Source organism: Sinorhizobium mexicanum, assembly GCF_013488225.1.
In the GTDB taxonomy this organism is placed as follows: Bacteria; Pseudomonadota; Alphaproteobacteria; order Rhizobiales; family Rhizobiaceae; genus Sinorhizobium; species Sinorhizobium mexicanum.
This window is the reverse complement of record NZ_CP041241.1, coordinates 841,600-860,541: the sequence shown is the minus strand read 5'-3', so window position 1 is coordinate 860,541 and position 18,942 is coordinate 841,600. Positions and strand designations below refer to the sequence as shown.

The window sequence follows — 18,942 nt, the reverse complement described above, 5'->3', positions numbered from 1 at the left end:
TCGGGAGAACCTCTGGGCCCGGGGTGTGATGCCAGGATGCGTTGTGGGCCGATATGAGCCAGTTAACGCACCCAAGCCAACGCCAAAGCGGGATTTCTTCAAAGATCGCGGGCCAGGCGATGCACGAGACCTCGCCGGCCGCGTTCCATGACGACCGCGTGGTTCCAACTGAAGACAGGCTTCAGGATGAATGAAAGTCGGATCATCCAGGGCTTCGTGAGCCTGACGATCCAGTCATAGCGGACGTTGCATTTCGAGCCTTCGGGTTGCAGCGTCCATCGACCGATACCCTCAAGCTCGCCGTAAGCTCTCCCTTCGATGATGGATAACGGCACTATCCTGATCGTTTCGATTTCGAAGGTCAGATCATAAGGTAATGCAGTCGACCATTTCATTCGGTGGACGGCGCCGATTCCGATCTCGTCGCTTTCGCGCAAAAGCGTGACGTCTTTCACCGTGGGCCACCATTCCGGCCAAGTCTCGGGGGTGTTCAGCATCCGCCAGACATCCTCGACCGACGCGTCGATGACCCATCTCGTAACAAGCTGAAACTCGGTCGACGGCATTCAGAACCCCTTCCTGGCAGGCGAGCGAGGCGAACATTCTGACTTCATCGGCTCACTTGAGCCAGCTTGATGGGCTCCGTTTCTAGTCATTCAGACTTCGACCGCTTCAGTCTGTTTGCGCAGGCACAAAGACGAGACGGCATCTTCTTCGACAGAATGACGAACACATTCAGCTGTTGGATCATCGGGCCGGCTCCAGTCCTGGCGTCATCGGCTCGAAAGGTCCCGCCAGCAGGCATCAAGGAACAGACCATGACCGGAATAAGCCTCGATAAGACCGTCGCAACCATCGCCGCAGAGTTGCCGGGGGCCGCGGAACTCTTCCGCCGCCATGACATCAGCTTCTGTTGCGGCGGCAACGTCCGGCTCTCGGAAGCTGCCGTTAAGGCCGGCCTTGCGCCGTCGGCGCTGCTTTCCGAGCTGGAAGCACTGGTGGAGGCGGCAAGGCGGGACGCGCCTGAAGAAACCCCTGACCTCATCGCCCATATCCTTGCCAGGTACCACGAAACCCACCGCTCGGAGCTCGCCTGGCTCATTCCGCTCGCGCAGAAGGTCGAGCGGGTTCATGGCGACCATCCGTCGGCTCCGATCGGTCTTTCGCAGGCCTTGGAGCACCTGCGGGACGAACTTCAGAGCCATATGGTGAAAGAGGAACTCGTTCTTTTCCCGATGATGCGGTCCGGTGGCAGCGGGACAATTGTCCATCCGATCGCGCAGATGCGGCATGAACATGATGACGAGGCGGAGCACCTCCGCACGATCGAACATCTCACCCATGGGCTTTCGCTGCCGGCCGGGGCCTGTGGCTCCTGGACTGCGCTTTATACGGGACTGCGCAAGTTCACCGACGACCTCGTAGCGCATATGCATCTCGAAAACGCCGTGCTGTTTCCGCGTTTCGAACCGGCATGACGGGCCTGGATGGGTGCCGCACCCAAGACTTGGATGTCCATCTGGCAGGCGCCTCACCGGCCCTTGTTTCTTCTGGCGGGACTATGGGCGTTGGTCGCGCCTGCCGTCTGGCTGCTCCCGGAGGGAACACGTCCGGAGCCCGTCGCCTGGCACCGCCATGAACTTCTCTTCGGTATGACCAGCGCTGCGGCCGGAGGCTATCTTCTGACAGCCTTGCCTGCCTGGACGAAAGGCGGCGCCCTCGCGCCAGCCGTCACAATCCTTGTCACCTGCCTCTGGTGTGCCGCCCGCCTGACGGCTGCATTTTCAGCCCAGCTGCCGTTCGTCATCGCGGCTATAGGTGCATCCGCCTATTTCGTATGTCTGGCGGTGATCCTGGCGCATGGCGTGGCGTCCTCCGGGGCCTGGCATCGGCTCTGGGCACCGATCGGCATGGCCGTGCTCGGTGCCAACGCCCTGTTCCTTCTCGCTGAAGGTGTGGACACCACGATCACACCGCTCTTGTATATTGTCTTGATCATCCTGATCGGCGGGCGCGCCGTACCTGCCTTTACCCGTCGATGGCTCGACGGGACAGGTGCGAGCCCACTTCGCGATCGGCCCGCGCTCTCGTGCCTCGCGATAGTCGGCGTCCTCGCCACTGCCTTGATCGAGGCTTTCCGTCAGCATCCGGCATCGGGTTACGCGCTGATTTTTTCGGGCGCCCTGTTGCTCGCACAAATGAGCGGGTGGCAAAGCGTGAGGACCTACCGCTATCCTGCCTTGTTCATGTTGCACCTTGCTTTTGCCTGGACACCGGCGGGTCTTGTACTGAACGGTCTCGCGGTTGTCTTTCCCGACCGGATCCCGCCTGCCGCCGCTCTGCATGCGCTGACCATGGGCGCTATGGGAACGATGATGGCCGCCATGATGATGCGCTCGGCCATGAGACGAGATGGACAGACCCTGATCGCCAATGGGACTATGGCATGTGCATTCGGCCTCGTATCTCTTTCGGCGCTGCTGCGCGTTCTCGGCGGATTGCCGGGCGAAGCGCGTTTCGACCCCGTGGTTGCGGCTACGATCTGCTGGATGGCGGGTTGGACGCTCTTCCTGATCGCCTATATACCGGCCTTAATCGGTCCTGTTCCGAGACCGGTGTTCAGCGCGGCACTCAGCAACCGGGTCGAGGCCTCGACCGCAGGCGTTGGTCGGCCCGATACGCGCACGATTTTGTCACGCCGATCGGAATCGACGACAACAATCAATGGTAACGACTGAACCGCAGTGGAATGCCAATGTACATTGAACGCAATCAGACCGGGGACTTCATACTCGAATCCAACGAACTCGCAGGTCGGTTCGGATTGTCGAGCGAGGAGTTCCGCCAACACATGAGAAGAGGTTCGGTGATGAGCATCGTCGAGCGTGGCGAGGCCGAGGATGCCGGCACTTGCCGCCTTAGCGTACGGCTCGGAAACCGGGTGTGGCGCGCGATCCTGGACGGCCAGGGTCGTGTCGCGAGCGAAGAAATGACAATTCTTCGCGGACGCGTGCGGCCCCGATCCTCGGTGTGAGAACCAAGCCGATTGATAAACGACCGCCCCCCTGTCCCCGAACCGGACAAGCCTAAAGCGTATCGCGTTTAATCGGCCTCATATCCGGCAGCCTTGAAGTAGTTGCGGCATTCTGTGACGGAGAAGAGGTTGCAGATGTCGCCGAGCGCCTGTGCGATGGCGTCAAAGCTGCGGGCGGCGCGTTTTCGCAAGAGTGTCTTGAGTTTGGAGAAGGCCATCTCGATCGGGTTGAGATCGGGCGAATAGGGCGGCAGGAACAACAGCCAAGCGCCGCGCGCTTTGACCAGGTCCTCGGCCCGTTCGCTCCTATGGAAGCCGACATTGTCGAGAATGACGACGTCACCCGGTGACAGGGTCGGGGCGAGTTGCGTTTCGACCCAGGTGTCGAAGATGCGCCGGTTCATCGGCGCATTGACGATCCAGGGCGCAACCATTCCATGCGAGCGCAGGCCGGCGATGAAGGTCTGTGTTTTCCACGAACCGAATGGCGCGTGACTGCGGTAGCGCCGCCCTCTCGGTGACCATCCTGAGCGCTTGGTCAGCTTTGTGTTGGTCGATGTTTCATCGATAAAAATCAGCCGCGCCAGTGCCTTGTTGAAGAAACGCCGGCGCCGCCTGATCCACAACTCACGGGCTCGCGCGATCTCCGGGCGTCGATGCTCGCTTGCCCGCAGGCTTTTTTTTGTGGCTCAGCCCGAGCCGATGGAGAAAACGGCCGACATTGGAGCGGTGCACGAGGACGCCGCGGCCAGCCAGTTCCACGCACAGCTCGTCCAGCGTCAACTCGCCATTCTCCGCCAGGCGCTCGCGCATCCATGCATCATGGGCATTCAACTTGCCGCCACCCAGATGACCTTGCCGCCGGGGCGCAAGCGATCCGGTCGCGCGTTTCAGGATCATCAGATTGTTCACAAAACGCGGCGACACGCGGAAGTGCCGAGCCGCCTCTCGATGGCTATGGCCTTCCTCGACAAACGCAACAACACGCACACGCAACGCGATCGGATGTGATTTGCCCACGGCGCTCCTCCCTCTGTCAATCAAAGGGAATCACATCTCCACTGATTTGAGAATCCTGAATCTCAAAAGCCGCGACACGCTTTAGCCGAGGCGGCTGCGCTCACCCGAGATAGAGACGAGGTCGACGGCAAGATCAGGGTGCCGCTCGCGGACGCGTTGGATGTCGGACGTGTCCATCAGGCTGAACGCGGTTGAGAAGGCATCCGCCTCGGTCGCCGTCGGGGCTATGACACTGAGCCTTTTGAAGTGTCTTGGCACTTCCCCGCTATGCGGATCGACGATGTGGCCGGAGCGGCCTGAATCGCCGAAAACAAAGCCGTCCTGGCTCGAGGTGGCAACCGCCTTGTTGACAAGATCCAGAATGCTGTCCGGTGTCGATGTGTCTTCCGTGGGCGCAAGACCGACGCGCCATGGGGTGCCGTCGCTCCGCGCCCCGATTGCCCGTATTTCCCCCATACTGACGAGACTGGTTGCGACACCCGCGTCTTTTAGCAATTCGACGACACAGTCGGTTATGTAACCTTGCGCGACGCCGTTCAGTGTCAGCGCCATTCCTGGCCGGGTAAACACCACTCGGTCGCGGCCGAGCCTGAGCTTGTCGAAACCGACCCGCGCCAACGCTCGTCGCTTCTCGTCGTCGGACGGGCCTGCGGGATCGGCGCCGTCGACGGAGAAATGCCGTGCGTAAAGCGCCCACAGCGGCTGGACGGTGGGGTCGAAGGCGCCATTCGTCGCCTCCCAGCAACTACGGCACGCTTCAAGCAGGCGCACCAGATCGGAAGGCGGGGCCGCAATGGCTCCCGCCCGGTTCAGTTCCGAGAGGATCGAGTCGCTCCGGTAGAGGCTGAACACGCTCTCGAGCCGTGAGACTTCCGCGAAGACGCGGTCGATCAGGCGTTCCGCTTGTGCCTTGTCATCGAGGTGCAGAACCAGTGTCGCCGGCGCTCCCAGGGCCTGCCCTTTCCAGGTGACTGCGGGTGCGGCGGCTTTAGCACCTGTGCTTGACCCCAACAGTGGAAGTCCGGCAGCGGCGGCCATAATGCAGATGGCCCGGCGGCGCGTAATCGGATTACCCATGAGTTTGCCCTCTGCCGCGGCTGTCAATGTCCAAGCCCACGTCCTGATCGCCAGCATCGGTTCCCAGCACGTAGTCCTCGGGAAGGTCGGTAAATCCTGTCACCTGCCCGCCGTTCTTCGCAGCGAACTCCCGTGCGGCGCTTTCGGTGAGGAACGGTACAGCTTCCTCCGCGCCCATGCCGCTCTTCACGCTGCTGCGGATGACGTAAAACGCCTTCTTTGCGTCGATCCAATTCTCTGCACCAGGATCTTCCCAGCTCTTGGCAGAGCCCATGTCCGAGACATAGATGGCTGCGATGTCTTTGGGCTCCTCCGGCAGCATCGTGAATGCCACGGTGTCCCGCGCGGAGGAGAACCAGATCGGCTCGGGAATGTCCCGGAGGATGACCTGCCCCTTCGGCCCGGGATGTTCAAGGACATTCATGCCGCAATAGCGTCCCATGGCGTCGGCGGTAAGCGCGTAGGGAGCGGGCGTTTTCGCCTCCTCCTTTTCGCAACCGCCGAGGAGAAACATTGCGGTCAGCATAACCGCCGTGAGCGCCAGCCTCATAATTCCCTCCTTGAGAAGATCACTGTGGCGAAACCAAGTGGAGCAAGCGCCCAGAGCCCGAGGGCGGCAAGCAGAACTGGCGAAGAAAGGCCCGTATACTGCGCGACGCCGCCCATGGCCGAAAGGGTGCTTGCACCGCCAGAGCCAAGATTGAGCAGGCGATAGACGTCGGTGGGATTGGCGAGCAGGAACGCGTTGAGAACGCCCGCCGGGATTGTCTGCCCCTGAGCGGCAACGAGGCCACCAAGCAGCGCCATGTCATAGATCAGCACGAAGAACAGCCAGATCCCGATGGCGATGCCACCGGCCGTGCTCCGCTCGCTCGCCAAAGCACTCGTCAGGTAGCCGATTGCCGCGAACACCGCGCCGAGCAGGACCGACGACGCGATCATCGATGCGAAGGCACGCCAGCTTTCCGGTCCGATCTCGCTTCCTGTCGCCATCAGCGCAATGGCGGCCACGCCGTAGCCGAACAGCGTTGCGAAGGCGAGTATCGCCAGGTGCCCGAGGAACTTGCCGAGAACGATCTCCCGGCGTCCAATCGGGTAGCTCAGAAGAAGCAGCATCGTCCCCCGCTCCATCTCACCGACAATAGCGTCATGGGAAAGGAGGAGCGCAATCAAGGGTACGAGAAAGATCGTGAGGCTTGAAAGGCTGACGATGACGACATCGAGCTTGTTGACTCCAACCGTGCCGGTCGGCGCGCTTCCGAGAAACGCCAATGTCAAGGCAAGGGCAGCCATCAGCAGCGTCGTTGCGAGGACCCAGCGATTGCGGGTGCCTTCCTGGATCTCCTTCCCGGCGATCGTCAGAACATTTCTCATTTCGTCACCGGGGCTTTGAGAAAATGGGCGTAGAGGTCATCGAGCGTCGGTTCCGTGATCGCCAAACCGGAGATCAGCGCCGCGTCCGCGGTGATGTCGTGCAGCAGGCGGATTTTCCGGTCCGGCAAGATGTCCGCGTCAAGGACACCGTCCGCACCACGCCGCCAGTTCATGCCGCCATTCGCCCATTTTGGTGCTGCGTCAGTTTGCGAAAGTCTGACGCTGATGCGCGTTGGCAGTTGAGCGATGTGCCGCAAATCGTCGAGCGTCCCGTCGGCAATCGCCACGCCGTTGTTGATGATGATGACGCGATCCGTGCGCCCTTCGAGCTCGGTCAGCGCGTGCGACGAGAGCAACACCGTGGTGCCCTTCCCTCGCAGCTCCGAGATCAGATCGTAGAAATTCCGTCGCAACGCGGGGTCGAGGCCGCTGGTCGGTTCGTCGAGCAACAGGATCCGTGGTGCCCCGAGCAGAGCTTGCGCGAGCCCGAGGCGTTGACGCATGCCCTTTGAGTAAGTTCGAACGGGGCGATCGACGGCTTCCGCTGCGAGCCCTACCCGCTCGAAGAGTCCCTCTGCGGCGGCAATGTCGACGCGCTTCAGTCGCGCGTAGAAGCGCAAGGTCTCGCGTCCCGACAGAGCCATGTTGAACGAGACGCTTTCCGGCAGGTAGCCGAGGCGCTGACGCACCGCGAAGTCGCCGGTGGCGGGATCCTCGCCGAGGACACGCACCGCGCCTGTCGTGGGACGGATCAAGCCGAGCATCAGCTTGATGAGGGTCGTCTTGCCGGCGCCGTTGTGCCCGACGAGCGCGACCGTCTCTCCCGCGCGAAGCGTGAAGGATACGTCTTTGACCACGGTCGACTTCCCATAGCGCTTGGCTATGCCTGCAACCTGGACGGTTTCATTCATTGTTGTGCTTCCTTGCGTTCGGGCGACAGCATCAGCGGATGGCTGTCGATTACGCCGCCGGGCAGAAGCGCCGGAAACTGCGCCTGGGCCCAGCGAATGACCTGAACGGCGGGGCTGCTCGTCAGAAGCTTCGCCTGGGGTGATGTCCAAAGTACCCTGTCGATGAGATCGTTGGGCCTATAGGAACTGTCGCCGATCCCGTCGCCGTTGAGATCGAACGCCGGATTGTCGCTCCAATAGTTGCCCCTGCCGTCCGAGGACCAATCGAGGTGGCGCGTTCCGACATATTTGACCTGGTTGCGGTTGTTTATGAATGCGTTGCGGCTGATGTTGTTGCCTTCCGATCCTGCCGTGAAGTGAATGCCGATCGCGCACCCTTCGAATATGTTGTCCCGGAAGCGATTTTTGTTGGCGTTGTAGATGAAGACGCATTTTTCCGGTCCGAGGCGGCGGTTTCCGTCGGCAACCGAACTCCCCTCCTCTATCTTGGGCGTGCCGTGTTCGTCGGATCTCGTTCCTGCCGTTAACCAGCGCTCGGCCGGCTGCAGGCGGCCGACGACGACGTTGCCGGTGATCTCGGAACCATTCGCGTAGTTCAACAGAAGACCGTGATCACGGTCGCCATCTGAGCGATTGCCTTTTATTTTCAGGCGATTGGAAAACATGACCGCATAGCCGACGGCATTGCCCGTCGACACGTTGTTGCTGATCTCGCTATCGTTTGTGTACATGTAGTGGATCGCGAAACGCAGGTTGCTAAAGCGATTGCCGCTGAAGACATTGCGCTTGCTCGCGTTGGTCGAAATCCCGTCGCGCCCGAAGCTGATATCGTTGTCGAGAACCATCGAGCCGGGCGCATTCCATACGGTGACGCCATTTCCTGCTTCACTGAGGCGGCCTTCCTTCAGGCCGGCTATCCGATTTCTCCTGACGACGCTTTCTGGCGCTCCGTGAAGATAGACACCAATGAGATTGCCCGTGATCGTGTTGTCCTCGATCACGGCGCGCTTGGCGGTTTTTGCCGCAAAGACACCCGAATCGAGCTTCGCGAGATCAGTGCCGGAACCGCTCACCTGAAGACCGCGAACCGTCACGCCCTCCGCGACGATCGTGATGACGCTGCCTTTGCCGTTTCCGATGACGGATGCCTGCCCCTGCCCCACCAGCGACAGGGCCTTGTCGATCGTGATCGGCCCCTTGTACTCGCCCGCCTGCAACGTGATGACGTCGCCGGGCCTCGCCGCGTCGATCACCGCTTGCAGGGGCCGTACGTCGTCCGCTGCAACGACGCGGGTTTCCGCTCGCGCGAGCACCGGTAAGGCGGCCAATATGGCCGCCGTCCCGATTTGCACTGTCAGGGCTCGCAAGTTCATCATGCTGCCGTAGGTTCGACGAACATGCGTCCCTTCATTTCCATATGCATGGCGTGGCAGAACCACGAGCAATAATACCAGTAGACGCCTGGCTTGCTGGCCTTGAAGGTGACGGAAGCGGTCGCCTGTGGAGCCACTTCCATATTGATCCCGTAGTTGATGATAGAGAAGCCGTGCGTTAGGTCCTCGACCTCGTCGATGTTGGTCACGTAGACCGTGACGTCGTCGCCCTGCTTCACCGTGAAGCTTTCCAGGCCGAAGGCCGGGGCCGAGGACGTCATATAGACGCGCACCTTGTTGCCGTCGCGGATGACCTCCGAGTCGACCAGCAGATCGATGTTGTCCGCCTTGGCTTGAGCGACCGCGTCAGCGAAGAACGGGTCCTCGCGGTTCCAGACGTGTACGGGGTTGATCTTGGAGGCATGCACGATCGTCGCGTCATGGGGTTCGGCGAAGGTCGGGTTGTCGTGGACGATAACCATTTCGTCCCCGGAGATGTCGATCAGTTGATCGTTTTCCGGCTTCAGCGGGCCGACGTTCAGGTAACGGTCCTTGGAGAACTTATTTAGCGAAATCAGCCATTTGCCGTCGGCGTCCTTCGTCTGTCCCATGGAGGTGTGGTTGTGGCCGGGCTGATAGTGGACATCGAGCTTTTGGCGAATGGGATCGACCTTTTCACCCTTGAAGGCGCGCTTGGCGTCCTCGATGTTCCATTTGCAGACCTGGCTGTCGATGAACAGCGTCGTGTAGGCGTTGCCCTTGCCATCGTAGGCGGTGTGCAATGGGCCGAGGCCGAGTTCAGGTTCGGCAACGACGGTGTCGCGTGGCTTGATCTTGTCTTCGAAAAGATCATCGAACTTGCGCACGTCGAAGACGGTCACGGTCGGAGACAGCTTGCCGTTCGCGACGACGTGGATGCCGTCAGGTGCCGTGTTGATGCCGTGCGGGCTGTTCGAAACCGGAATATAGCGCGTGTAGGGCGAGCCCTTGCGGCCGTCGAGCACCGGCACACCGCCGATTTCCTTGTAATCGCCCTTGGCAACCGCTTCCTCGATGCGCTTGAGATTGAACACGACGACCCAGTCCTGCTCGCTGGCCATCATCTCCGCAAGGTTGACGCCTTCTTCGGAGTTGTAGCAGGTCGCAAAGCAATACTTGCCCTGATAGTCGGCATCGACGTTGTCGAGGTTACCGTCGACCATGACCTGCCAGGCCACCTTCATGGTTTCGCCGTCGACCGCGGTGAAAATCGCGTGGTACTGCTTGTGATCGTCGAGGATCTTGCCGTCGTTCGGGATCGGAACGCGATCCTCGCCGTTGCAGAAGACGTAGCCGGTCTTCGGATACTTCTGCACCCGAAGCCCGTGAACCGTGTGCTGGTTGGGAAGCTGGATGATTTTGTCGCACTTCATCACATCGAGCCGGATACGGCAAACGCGCGTATTCGCCTTGTCGTTGGCAAAGAGATAGCGCCCGTCATAGGTCCCGTCGGTGAACGAAGGATGCGGGTGGTGGAGATCGCCGTTGAGATAGATGCCGCCGCGCTCGTTCAGGAACTCCACTGTCTCGGGAAGCAGCCCTTCCGTCAGGATCTTTCGGCTTTCATTCGTCTGGCCCCAGCCCGTGGCGCTGCACCGGTTGAAGACGGGAATTCGCATCATTTCGCGCATGGAAGGTGCGCCGACGACGCGGACTTCGCCCGTCTGCCCCGATGAGAAGAAGACGTAGTATTCGTCGAGTTCGCCGGGCTTGACCTCGTAGCTGGAGCCGGATGTTTCCTGCGCCTTTGCCGGCGTTGCCGTTCCGCCCGAGAGCGTCAGCGCACCACCGGCGCCCATTGCGCCGGCCGCCGCCACGAACGCGGACGTGCCCAGCATTTGTCGTCTGTTCAGACGCATTTTGGTTTCTTCGTTTGACATTATGCCTCTCCTTGGATGTTGGCGTCAGACGGGATTTCCGGTGTCTTCTCGGGTCTCCTGATCGGGACCCCCTTGTGGGTCACGGCGGTTTTCGCCGGCGCCTCCCCCCGTGAAGCCGGGGTGGAAAGCGCCATGAACTTTTCGCGTTTCAGCCGCACCTGGATCATGTGCGGACAACGCTGATCGTCGTGGTAAAGCTCCTGGCAGTGCATGCAGTAGATGCACTCGTTGACGTTGATTCCGCCCTCCGGGTGGATCGACTGGACGGGGCATTCCTTCGCGCAGCGCTGGCAGGGCGAACCGCATTCCGGCCACCGCTTCAGCCACTCGAACATCCGGATTCGCCCTGGTATGGCGAGGGCGGCGCCCAGAGGGCAAAGGTAGCGGCAATAGAACCGTTCGATGAACAGCCCGGCGGCGAGCACGGTCAGCGCAAAGATGACGAAGGGCCATTCGCGCGCGAATTTCAGAATGATGGCCGTCTTGAACGGTTCCACTTCCGAGAACATTTCAGCAAGCGCGAGCGAATAGAGCGAAAGGCCGAACAGGCCGAGGAAGATGATGTACTTGATCGGCCAGAGGCGTTCATGCAGTCCCCAGGGTACGCGGACCTGCGGCACTTTCAGCCACTGTGCAATGTTGTTGGTCAGTTCCTGCAAGGCGCCGAACGGGCATAGCCATCCGCAGAACGGACCGCGCCCCCAGAACAGCAACGCGGCGGCAACGCTTGCCCACAGGAGGAAGACCAGGGGCGCGGAGAGAAAGAACTCCCAGTGGAAACCCGTCACAAGAGAGTTGAAGAAGGTCAGGACGTTGACGACGGAGAGCTGGGCATTGGCATACCAGCCGAGCCAGACAAGCGTGAAGGTGAGATAGCCACGCCTCACCCACCCGAACAACACCGGTCGTTTCACGAGCCAGTCCTGGAAGAAGAAGATGAGGGTGAGGACGAGCACCGCTGCGGCGGCAATCGCCACCGATGTGCGGTTCATATCCCACATCTTCATCCAAAGGGGCTCGCTTAAAGCAAGCGGTTCGCCCGGCTCGGCGGCGCTCGGCTCAACAGGCGGCGGCGGTGCCGGCGCTGCTTCGACCTTCACGTAAGCATCGGGAAGCGTGTAGCCAAGATTATAGGGAAGCACTGCCTTCTCGCGCCCTACCGAACTGCGCTGGACCAGCAACTGCAGTTCCCAGGGAGCCGTCACATCGAAGCCGAAGTCTGCCGGAACCACGAAAAGCGCGATTTCGCGAAGATGCGGAGCGCCGGCGGCTGCAAGTGCCGGCAGACGCGTGTGATAGCGGTCTCGGAACCGCAGCCCCTGGCCATCCTGCAGGAGCTCGATCCGGTCGAAAATGCCGCCTCGAACGTAACCTGATCCCTTGAATGAATAGGCGCCGTCCCCCGCCACGATGATCGCTTCTTCGCCGGGCTTGAGTTTGGCGCGCATCTGCTCATAGCGCGCTTCGCCCAGCAGCGACCGTCCAATGCTCGGGACGCTGACTGGCGCGATGTAAAGGTCGATGAACCTGTCACCCGGCTTGCGCGTCTCCGGGTGCTCGGCTGCGCTTGGCTGCCCCGCCTGCCGGAATGCATCCGACACCTCTCCGACCGTCAGCCGAAGGCTTCTGACCGAACCGTCACCGACAAGGGTCTGCCAATCGCTCACGTTGCTCGTGCCAGGATCCACCCGGCGGATCTCGGCGGAAGGCCCAGCCAGGGCAGCGGTCTCCGCGCCGAGCCTGTTGCTGCGGATGAGCTTGAGAGCGGAGCGGACGATGCTGTCGCCCATGACGAGGACAGTAACGGTTGCGCCGCTGACGATGTCGACCTGCGGCGGCCGTTCGGCACCTGCCGAGACGCGGCCCAGATCTTTGCCTATCAATGAATTGACGGAAGCGACAACCTTGGCCTCCGGAATGCCGATGAGGACGATCGGTTCCTTGTGCTCGACCAGCTTCAGCCCGCGTACGATGCCCTTGGGATCAATGCCGACGACAATATGGATCGGCTTGCCGGAATAGCCGACCGAGCTCGTAACGTCGGAGTTGAGAAAGGCGTATCCCAACAACTCCTCGCCGCGGAAAATCGGCGCAATCGGCGGGTCGCCTGTCGCCTCGCCGAAACGGGTTGCTCCAGGGAAGATTTCCCCCGGCTGCACCTTTTGAAGCTTTTCGGACAGCTGGCCGGCCATGCTTGGAAAGGCCACAAGCAGGGCGATACAGAGAACGGTGAGAGCGCGGACAAGGCTTTGCAAAGGCATTTGATTGATCGCTGTCTGGCACATCGAGTTTTCTGGCCGTACTCGGCCACTGCGTCGCAGCCATCTGACACGACCGAGACGGAGCTTCTTTGAGCCAAATCAACCCGATCAAATTCAATTTGGGCCAGTCTGCGCCGTCAGAGGAATCGTTTCGCGCGCGAGCCGGGAGAGCAGAAATGCCAGACAAGAAGACGGAACCATGGACAATGGCGTCGATGGACGAATTGCTCGCCTTTGCGCGGGCCATGGAACAAGAGGCGATCGACGGCTACGTTTCGCTGGCGGCGCGCATGCGGTTAGAAAACCGTCCCGATTTGGCGGCTGTGTTCGGCCGCCTGATCGCTGAAGAAGAGGGACATCTCGGGAATGTCGATCGGTGGCTCGGTGGCCGGACACCGCTACCCGTCACGCTGCCTGAACCGCTCTTCGACGACGAAGGTGCCGGGCTCGTTGCTCCGGAGCTGCTGACCTCGTACCGCGCTTTTTCCATGGCGGTTCGCAACGAGGAAAGAGCATTCGTATTCTGGAGCTATGCGGCCGCCCATGCGCCAAACGACGAGATAAGGCATGCCGCGGAGCGACTGGCCATGGAAGAGCTGGGCCATGTCGCAACGCTCCGGCGAGAACGACGCCGGGCGTTCCACGCAATGCGCCACGCCGACGCGCAGGCCGACAAGGGGAATTTGCCGACTCTGGAGCAACGACTTTCCAGCCTCCTGATGAAACAGGCCGATTCGGTTGGGGCACTGGTTGCGGAGCGCTTGCGCGCGCATTCGGCGGAAGCAGCCGAGCGGGCGCAGCATCTTTCGCGAGAACCATCCGCCGAAACGCCTCTCCTGCAGCACGTGCCGCAGAATGTCACGGAGCGATTGGTCCCGCTTTGTGAGTTCCTCCTCGATTGCTACCTCGACTTGGCGGAACGGGAGCGCACGGAGGCAGGACGGAAGCGGGCGCAGACGTTTGCGGGCGACATGATCCGCTGTCTGCAGGGTGTGCGGGCGCTTCCGATCCCGTAACGCATCCAAGTGGACTTCCCTCGACTATAGCGCCGCGCGTCTTGTCGGACGCGCAAAGGGCGCCGAGGCACTTTGAATTACTGCATGCTTTTTCCTTGAACCGATGCGTTTAAGGAAACATGCGACAGAGGGCAGCGAAGATTGCGGCGTTCTGACGCGAGCGAAATTTGCGTTATGTCAAAGAACGAGCCGGCCGCACGGCTTAGTCATCGTCCTTGCAAGGCGCCCATGCGGGGTGTCTTCCAGCAAGGAGAATTGCAATGCGTTCCATGACCAAGTTCCTCGTCGGTGCAGCGTTCCTGAGTGTCCTGAGCGTTCCCGCTTTTGCCGCCGACCATGAGATCAAGATGCTCAACAAGGGCGCGGAAGGCGTGATGGTCTTCGAACCGTCGATACTCAGGGCCAACCCGGGAGATACCGTGACTTTTGTGCCTGCGGACAAGGGCCACAATGCCGAAACGGTCAAGGACATGATCCCGCAGGGTGCCGAACCGTTCAAAGGGAAGATAAACGAAGCGGTTAAAGTGACCCTGACCCAGGAAGGCATCTACGTGGTCAAGTGCACGCCGCACTTCAGCATGGGCATGGTTGCCGTCGTTGTCGTCGGCGAGGCACCGGCCAATGTCGAGCAAGTCAAGGCCGCAAAGTTCCCGAAGAAGGCACGTGAACGAATCGACGCCGCGCTCAGCGACCTTTGAGGCTCATAAAGATTGCGACTCACGGCGAAGCAAAGATGTCGCCGTGATCGCAGGTTTGGCGCGGGGTCAGGCGGCATTGGCTTGCCAGTGCCTCTCCACCCTGCCCTGCCCCGTCTGGAAGGTCGCCAGTTGATTGCGCAGCTTGCCAGCCTCCACTGCCAGGCTTTCCGAGGCGGCTGTCGTCTCCTCGACCATGCTGGCATTCTGCTGGGTGATCTGGTCAAGCTGGCTGACCGTGGCAGTAATCTCGCCCAGCGCCGAGGCCTGTTCCTTGGCAGACTGTGCGATGGTGAGAACCTGCCTGCTGATAAGCTGCACGTGGCGCTCGATACCGGAAAGCGCCTCACCGGTCTTGCCCACTAGGGCGACGCCAGCCGAAACGTCGTTCGTCGCCTGGTCTATCAACGTCTTGATCTCCCGCGCTGCGGCGGCTGAACGCTGCGCCAGTTCTCTAACCTCCTGCGCTACGACAGCAAATCCCTTGCCCGCTTCGCCTGCACGCGCCGCCTCGACCCCGGCATTGAGCGCCAGCAGATTGGTCTGGAAGGCGATCTCGTCGATCGCACCGATGATCTGTCCAATCCGCTGCGAGGAATTGGCAATGTCGTGCATCGCGCCGACGGTTTCGGCGACGACACGGATCGCCTCGGCCGCATCGCTGCTTGCGATGCCGACCGAGCGCTGTGCCTCGTCAGCGCCAACCGATGACATCTTGACCGCAGTCGCGACCTCCTCCAGAGCGGCGGCCGCTTCCTCCAATGCTGTCGCCTGGCTGCCCGTGCGCCGCGCGAGGTCGTCCGCGGCCGTCCGCAACTCTGCGCAACTGCCGTCAATGACATTCGCATTCTCGCCAGCGAGAGAAACGAGCCGCTCCAGCGTCTCGACCGACCCGTTGAAGGCCGTCCGAAGCGCGTCGAAGTCCGGGGCGAGCGTCTGGGCGATCCGGAAGCGCAGGTTCCCCCGGGAAAGTTCGTCCAAACCGCGGTTTACATTGTCCAGCGCCTGTTCGAGGTCCCTTGCCCGTGCAACCCGCTCTTCATCGCGCGCCCGCGCCTCCGCCTGTCGTTCCGCCGCACGACGCTGATCCTCCTCGCGCTGTGCTTCCGCCTGGCGCCTGGCTACCTCTACGGCCTTGGCGACTGCGCGCCCCATGGCTCCAACCTCATCCTTGGCATCCGTCTGGCCTACTGTCGTCCCGGCATCGCCGTCAGCGAGACGCTCGATTGCCTTGGTGAGTTCCCGGATCGGTCGGACCACTCCGAGCGCGATCAGCACAGATACACAGGTGGCGGCGGAGAGCGCGACGGTCAGGCCGCCACCAATCGCCAGCAGAGCCGTCATCTGCCGTCGGGCGAGGTCACCCGCGTCCGCGCGCGTATCCTCGAGCAGCGCCTTCTCGACCTCGTGCATTGTGTTGATCCGTGCACTCGCCAGACGATACCATTCGGCGGCATCAAGGGCGGAGAGGTCTCCCCCTTCGCCGGTTGCCAACAGCACCTTCCGGATTTCCGCCAGCGGTGCCGAGGCCTCCGGTGTGACGGTTTTCGCCCGATCCGCGAAGGCCGGCAACTTGGTGACGAACTCATTGAGCAGCATCGTCTGTGCGCCATAGAGCTTGGCCAAGCGGAGCAGGCCCTCGCGATCAGCCAGACCTGTGGCGATCAACGCATTGCCTGCCGCCCGTTCCTGGCCCGCATATTCCTTCGCCAACGAGAAGAGGTTGTAGGCTTCCACCTTCCCGGCAAGCGCATCGTCGATGCGCCCGCCATTGGTGAGCGCCCGCAGCATGGCCAGCAAGCGGGAAACGAACTGGCTGTACTGCGCATTGCTCTCCGCCGGCGCCAACTCACGCCGGTCGACGCGCCCGCGCAGCGCTGCAAGCTGCTGTCTCGCCTCTCGCAAGGTGGCATCCTGATCGATGGCGAGTTTCGACGCGGCAGCCAAAGCCGTTTCCGCGCGCCCGTCGAAACCACGCCGCGCGGCACTCAGAGGTGCATCATCGCCACTCGGATTATTTGCGAGAAACAGAGCCGTCGCAGCGCGCTCCATCTGCAGGGAGTGTACTGCGTCCCCAAGGATCGATATGTAATCGCTGATCTTCACCAGGTGCGCGGCGTCCCGGTAGCTCGCCAGGCTCGCCTCGACCCGCCCATAGGCGAGCCAGGCAGCGACGAGCGCCGGCAGGGCAACACACCAGAGGATTCGCTTGGTCAGCGAGACGTCCGACAAACGCATGAGGCAACGCTCCAGAGGAAGTTCGACCTCATGCCGACGCGCCGCAATTCATTTTCGGCCCGGTGCACCTACACCGTTGCCGGGTGCATCTCTTTGATGCGGCACAAACAACGCGTCTCCCCTGCGAGGAAGACGAATCTTGGTAGCGGGCGGCAGCGCGTAGCGGCTTTCCGTCTGGAATTGGCTGATCTCAAAGCGTCAGATCATTCCCGAAAGATGCCCTTGTAGTAAGAACCGTTCCTTGGCGGGGCACCGCTTGCCCTGGGGTTGACCGTCCCGTTCCGGTTCTCGGCATTGGGCGCTATCGATGCCGTGTCAGGGTTCTCTGATACGCAGGCCACGCTGCCGACGCTGATTGCCACCGCCGTCAGTGCGAGAATAACAAACTTGCTCATCTCTACTTCCTCGGTTGAAGCTTGCCCGATAATTCCAATTCAAATCGGGTTCGGAAGCCAGGATCATCCGCTCGTCGTCCTAGGGACTGGGCGGTCGCGCCCCGGCGGCTGCGAAGCCGCGGATCTGCCTCGGATGGTTGTCGTCCAGATCCGCCGCACGAAGGATTTCCGGCACTACGGGATGGACGCCTCTGCCGGATCGACTGCGGCGTCAACCGCTTTTGAAGCGACCCCTGCCAATCCTGTTCAGGATGACTGTGCCATGGAGCTACCCTCCAAGTTTCGGCGTAAAATGTAAAGGGTGTGTGACACCCATGCCAAAACTCATCTGGCCGGCCCAGATGAACTTTCAATAACCGTAGCGAGCCATCGTCGCCGCCAGAACTGGAATGAGCGCGAAGACGCCGATCTGCGCCAGAATGGAGCCGCGCACCTTGGCAACGTCCTCGGGTAGCGGGGTGAACGCGCCTTCGTCCGCGTTCTTTCTCCACTTGCGGATTTGCAGCGTGGGCCTGATGGAGAGGAGCCCGACCACGACAAAGGCCGCCATCTTCAGCCAGAACGCCCAATTGTAAACATATGCTTCCCATCCCTTGAGTCCGAAGAGGACGCGGCCGATCCCGATGAGGAGCACAAGCGCGGCGGTCGCGCCGTAATACGCGTCGATACGGGAGAGGAACCTGGCGCCTTCCCCGGACATATCCGGCCGCACAATCACTGCTTCCATCGCGATGATCGCCGCCAGCAAGAAGACCAGGAGGTGGTGGGCGCTAGCGAGGACAAGATCCGTGAACATCTGAAATTCCCGCCTTTCCAACAAATGACCGCGGTCCGACATCGTGGGCCGACCTTGACTTTCGTGCGGGCACGTCGATCTTAACGTCGTCAACATAGCGGCGTTCTTAACAGTGTCAAGATTGGGTAGGCGGAATGAACTCGAAAACACAAGCGCGAGGATATCACCACGGTGATCTACGCTCCGCGCTGATCGAGGCAGGGTTAGTGCTGCTCGAGCGCGAAGGCCCAGCAGGAGTAAGTTTACGTGCCGTGGCGCGCCAAGCTGGTGTCAGCCAGGCCGCTCCTTACGCGCACTTCGCCGGCAAGCGCGAACTGATGTCAGCCATTGCCGCCGTGGGATTTTCTAGGCTGCGAGATATGATTGCGCCGCTTGCATCCGACCCCGCCAGCGGCATCGGTGATCTTGGCGTTGCCTACATCGACTTCGCAAAAGCCAACCCGGGCCTTTACACGCTGATGTTTGGATCCCGGGAACACATCGACAGCGGAGACGTGCATTTGTCTCTAGCCAGTCGTCAAGCCTTTGAACTTCTTGCCGTGAAGGCGGGTCGGAAAGGGCCGAATGCATTTGACGATCCCGGCCCGATTGCCGCTTGGTCTTTGGTGCATGGGCTCGTGACGCTTCTGATGAACGAGAAGATCCCGGCAGAAATGAACGAACGCCTGCCAGAAATCCTTCGGCTGCTGGAGCCGGGGATTGCCGAGCACACTCGCGAATGAGGTCGTCATCAGGTTCGGCCGGCCTATTTTCGTACGGAAAGACGCTTGACCGTGAACGCTGGTCCCGGATCGGTCGAGGGAGATCAAGGAGCAGCCGATTTCTCGAACGCT

The 18,942-nt window shown here is 61.3% G+C and carries 19 protein-coding genes; 6 read left to right on the top strand and 13 right to left on the bottom strand.

The annotated features are described in order from the left end of the window. Positions 1-98 precede the first annotated feature (98 nt). Positions 99-566: an SRPBCC family protein gene (locus tag FKV68_RS28205; protein ID WP_180943804.1), complete on the bottom strand. Its 468-nt coding sequence runs from the start codon at positions 564-566 to the stop codon at positions 99-101. A gap of 252 nt (positions 567-818) precedes the next feature. Between FKV68_RS28205 and ric the strand changes: the two genes are divergently transcribed. From ric to FKV68_RS28190, 3 genes are read left to right on the top strand one after another with little or no spacing between them, the layout of a single operon-like run. Then, positions 819-1,478: an iron-sulfur cluster repair di-iron protein gene (gene ric / locus FKV68_RS28200; RefSeq protein WP_180943803.1), complete on the top strand. Its 660-nt coding sequence runs from the start codon at positions 819-821 to the stop codon at positions 1,476-1,478. A gap of 33 nt (positions 1,479-1,511) precedes the next feature. After that, complete coding sequence (locus FKV68_RS28195; RefSeq protein WP_245181447.1) at positions 1,512-2,738, top strand: NnrS family protein; 1,227 nt, start codon at positions 1,512-1,514, stop codon at positions 2,736-2,738. A 17-nt stretch (positions 2,739-2,755) separates the two neighbouring features. After that, positions 2,756-3,034 carry a DUF6522 family protein gene (locus tag FKV68_RS28190; RefSeq protein WP_180943801.1) on the top strand — a complete coding sequence of 93 codons (279 nt, stop codon included), beginning with the start codon at positions 2,756-2,758 and terminating at the stop codon, positions 3,032-3,034. 68 nt (positions 3,035-3,102) lie between these two features. Here FKV68_RS28190 and FKV68_RS33440 read toward each other — a convergent pair whose 3' ends face one another. From FKV68_RS33440 to FKV68_RS28150, 9 genes are all read right to left on the bottom strand, one after another. Beyond that, positions 3,103-3,660 carry an IS630 family transposase gene (locus tag FKV68_RS33440; RefSeq protein ID WP_245182071.1) on the bottom strand — a complete coding sequence of 186 codons (558 nt, stop codon included), beginning with the start codon at positions 3,658-3,660 and terminating at the stop codon, positions 3,103-3,105. 1 nt (position 3,661) lies between these two features. Beyond that, the gene (locus FKV68_RS33435) at positions 3,662-4,054 is read right to left on the bottom strand and encodes a helix-turn-helix domain-containing protein (RefSeq protein ID WP_246452504.1); all 393 of its coding nucleotides are present in this window, start codon (positions 4,052-4,054) and stop codon (positions 3,662-3,664) included. Between the two features lie 81 nt (positions 4,055-4,135). Further along, positions 4,136-5,131 carry an FAD:protein FMN transferase gene (locus tag FKV68_RS28180; RefSeq protein ID WP_180943800.1) on the bottom strand — a complete coding sequence of 332 codons (996 nt, stop codon included), beginning with the start codon at positions 5,129-5,131 and terminating at the stop codon, positions 4,136-4,138. Further along, a complete protein-coding gene (locus FKV68_RS28175; RefSeq protein ID WP_180943799.1) occupies positions 5,124-5,681 on the bottom strand; it encodes a nitrous oxide reductase accessory protein NosL in 558 nt (185 codons plus the stop codon). Before FKV68_RS28175 ends, FKV68_RS28180 begins: the two co-directional genes overlap by 8 nt. Continuing rightward, entirely contained in the window at positions 5,678-6,505 is an 828-nt protein-coding gene (locus FKV68_RS28170; protein ID WP_180943798.1) for an ABC transporter permease, read from the bottom strand. Before FKV68_RS28170 ends, FKV68_RS28175 begins: the two co-directional genes overlap by 4 nt. Beyond that, complete coding sequence (locus tag FKV68_RS28165) at positions 6,502-7,416, bottom strand: ABC transporter ATP-binding protein (RefSeq protein ID WP_180943797.1); 915 nt, start codon at positions 7,414-7,416, stop codon at positions 6,502-6,504. The genes FKV68_RS28170 and FKV68_RS28165 overlap by 4 nt, the downstream gene beginning before the upstream one ends. Continuing rightward, complete coding sequence (locus tag FKV68_RS28160; protein ID WP_180943796.1) at positions 7,413-8,789, bottom strand: nitrous oxide reductase family maturation protein NosD; 1,377 nt, start codon at positions 8,787-8,789, stop codon at positions 7,413-7,415. The genes FKV68_RS28165 and FKV68_RS28160 overlap by 4 nt, the downstream gene beginning before the upstream one ends. Next, positions 8,789-10,708, bottom strand: coding sequence for a TAT-dependent nitrous-oxide reductase (gene nosZ, locus FKV68_RS28155; protein ID WP_180943795.1), 1,920 nt, complete (start codon positions 10,706-10,708; stop codon positions 8,789-8,791). The genes FKV68_RS28160 and nosZ overlap by 1 nt, the downstream gene beginning before the upstream one ends. Continuing rightward, entirely contained in the window at positions 10,708-12,969 is a 2,262-nt protein-coding gene (locus FKV68_RS28150; protein WP_425347621.1) for a 4Fe-4S binding protein, read from the bottom strand. Before FKV68_RS28150 ends, nosZ begins: the two co-directional genes overlap by 1 nt. A gap of 176 nt (positions 12,970-13,145) precedes the next feature. Here FKV68_RS28150 and FKV68_RS28145 point away from each other — a divergent pair, with 176 nt between their 5' ends. After that, on the top strand, positions 13,146-13,985 hold the full coding sequence (locus tag FKV68_RS28145; protein WP_180943793.1) for a ferritin-like domain-containing protein: 840 nt from the start codon (positions 13,146-13,148) through the stop codon (positions 13,983-13,985). 260 nt (positions 13,986-14,245) lie between these two features. Beyond that, positions 14,246-14,683, top strand: a complete 438-nt coding sequence (locus FKV68_RS28140; RefSeq protein WP_180943792.1) for a pseudoazurin — start codon at positions 14,246-14,248, stop codon at positions 14,681-14,683. 66 nt (positions 14,684-14,749) lie between these two features. Here the strand turns inward: FKV68_RS28140 and FKV68_RS28135 are convergent, their stop codons facing one another. From FKV68_RS28135 to FKV68_RS28125, 3 genes are all read right to left on the bottom strand, one after another. Then, complete coding sequence (locus FKV68_RS28135) at positions 14,750-16,918, bottom strand: methyl-accepting chemotaxis protein (RefSeq protein ID WP_180943791.1); 2,169 nt, start codon at positions 16,916-16,918, stop codon at positions 14,750-14,752. A 203-nt stretch (positions 16,919-17,121) separates the two neighbouring features. Then, positions 17,122-17,313, bottom strand: coding sequence for a hypothetical protein (locus FKV68_RS28130; RefSeq protein ID WP_180943790.1), 192 nt, complete (start codon positions 17,311-17,313; stop codon positions 17,122-17,124). Between the two features lie 349 nt (positions 17,314-17,662). Further along, complete coding sequence (locus FKV68_RS28125; protein WP_180943789.1) at positions 17,663-18,109, bottom strand: DUF2214 family protein; 447 nt, start codon at positions 18,107-18,109, stop codon at positions 17,663-17,665. A gap of 134 nt (positions 18,110-18,243) precedes the next feature. Here FKV68_RS28125 and FKV68_RS28120 point away from each other — a divergent pair, with 134 nt between their 5' ends. Continuing rightward, complete coding sequence (locus tag FKV68_RS28120) at positions 18,244-18,831, top strand: TetR/AcrR family transcriptional regulator (RefSeq protein WP_180943788.1); 588 nt, start codon at positions 18,244-18,246, stop codon at positions 18,829-18,831. The last annotated feature ends 111 nt before the right edge of the window (positions 18,832-18,942 follow it).